Annotated in this window: 1 protein-coding gene and 1 pseudogene; both read right to left on the bottom strand. The window is 48.6% G+C overall.

The annotated features are described in order from the left end of the window. Positions 1–85: 85 nt before the first annotated feature. A pseudogene (locus tag JX312_RS12800) lies at positions 86–994 on the bottom strand (YWFCY domain-containing protein); the annotation flags it as partial. A 28-nt stretch (positions 995–1,022) separates the two neighbouring features. After that, a partial coding sequence (locus JX312_RS12795) for a relaxase/mobilization nuclease domain-containing protein (protein ID WP_204458302.1) occupies positions 1,023–2,026 on the bottom strand: 1,004 nt, incomplete at its 5' end.

The raw sequence follows: 2,026 nt of genomic DNA, 5'->3' as shown, positions 1-2,026 counted from the left end.
ACCGCTGACGGAACAGCGGGTTAAATCAATATTCAACTCTTTGAATATCATTGTTTAACAATCAATCATGTGACTTTTCAGGTCACACCCAAGTGCGGTTCAAGTTCATCATTATGGTGTATGCCGACTCATAGGCGTCGGCAATATCCGTCATGAACGCCGGGTGTATGGGGTTGCACCTGTGGGAGTGTTCCGGGTCGTCAAAGTTGATGACATAGAAAGATGGTGGCTTTTTACCGTAGCCCTTCTGGTTGTTCAGCATATGGTTGTATGCTATAAGCGTCAGGTCGGGCTGCTTGTAATCGTAGATGTAAAGCCCAAAGCCCTTTTCAATCTGCTGCTTGATGAAATTGTTGACGATGGCATACGACTTGCCCGAACCGGGAGTGCCGAGTACGATTGTCGCCCTGAATGGATTGACTACGTTTATCCATCCGCTGTGACATCGCTTCTTGTAATAGAACTTCGTGGGCAGATTGACGGAGTAGTCATTGTTCATCAGTTTTGTTTCCTGCATGAAGCTCTCGTTTTCGTCATTGAAACGGTCGTCCATCATATTGTTCTTCAAAAGCCGGCTCATATACACTCCGCCGACAAGCATCAGGACATAACCTATCACAGTGGTCAGAATGTACGGGAACACCCAGCCAATAGACGGCATCCACCAGTTGAGGAAGAACAAGGCGGCTCCCGCACTGAGGAAAATCCAGATATGGATCCATTGAACTTTCTCGTTCTTCACGCCTTTCGTACCCACGCATGAAAGTCCGAGGAACAGCAAAGTCCACCATTTTGAAATCCACGGGTTATGGAACAGTTTGCCCGCATCGTCGAGGTTGCGGAGTATCTTCATTGTTTCGGTATGGAACTGCCAGCCCGATACCATCTGCTGACAGAACCAATAGATGTTTGCGACCACGAGTATTATGCTCAAAGCACGGAGCAAGTCCATGATTTTAGCCAATGCCCGGAGGTCATCTTCCTGTTGACTCATAAATCAAAATTTGTTTGGAGATTAGTAATTATAATTTTGGTCCGCGACGTTTTTTCTTCTTGCGCCGCTGCATGGCACGGTAGAACGCTTCCTCCTCGGCATCAAAGCCGGGGCCGACATGGAACAAGTCAAGTTCGGGCAATGAGGGAATATCGTCATAGTCGTTGTTGCGACCACTCTGCTTATTCTGCTGACTTGCGGACTGGGCAGTGTCATCTGATGCTTGCCCGTCATTGCGTGCATCCGTATCTCTATCGGGTGCGGTAATATCCGACATATTCTGCACAGGCTTCTGTTCCGGATTGTCGAACCACCTTTGCAGGGCGTTTGCGGAGAACTCCTTGCCGATGCGGGAACCGTTGAGAACCGTCATAGTATTGTGGTCTATGAACGTCGCTCCATAAATCCGTCCGTCCTCAGTGTAGCGGAGAACAAGGTCGATATTCCTCTCCTTCAGTCCTGCGATGAAATCATCTTTGCCGGAGGCGGAAGCCATAGCCTCGGCAACCATTCTCTTGGTCGGCTTGATGTCAATCTTGTCTTTTGCACGTTCAAACCGGTTGTCAATGGCAGTGCGGCTGGCGAACTTGCCGAGGCGTGAAGCCTTGAATGGAGTGGCGATTGTGTTGCCGTTGTCATCAGTGGCAAAATAGACAAGTCCGTGATATTCGCGTCCGTTGACTCTGCCGTCAGTCTGCTCACACCTCACATTATATAGTCCGAGTATGGCATTATATTCTCCCATGCTCTGGAATTTCCAACGCATACCCACCATTTTGACCGTATTGGCGACCTGTCGCTTTATGTCGCCGTTAGGATCAATCTTTTTTATAGGCATATCCGCTGTGATTTTCTGACGCTCCGCCGGTTTCAGTCCATACTTCTTTTCAAGCTCACGGCATATATCCTTGCTCTTGTAAAAGTTGTTGCGGTCGGATATGCAGGTGCCGTCAGGTCTTACTCTCAGAGCCACGATATGGATATGGTGGCGGTCTATGTCCTCGTGTTTGAATACAAGATAAGGCATATCGC

This window comes from Barnesiella sp. CU968, from assembly GCF_905219685.1.
Lineage (GTDB): Bacteria > Bacteroidota > Bacteroidia > Bacteroidales > Muribaculaceae > Lepagella > Lepagella muris_A.
Note: the sequence above shows the minus strand (reverse complement) of the source record. Positions and strands in the feature narration are given on the sequence as shown.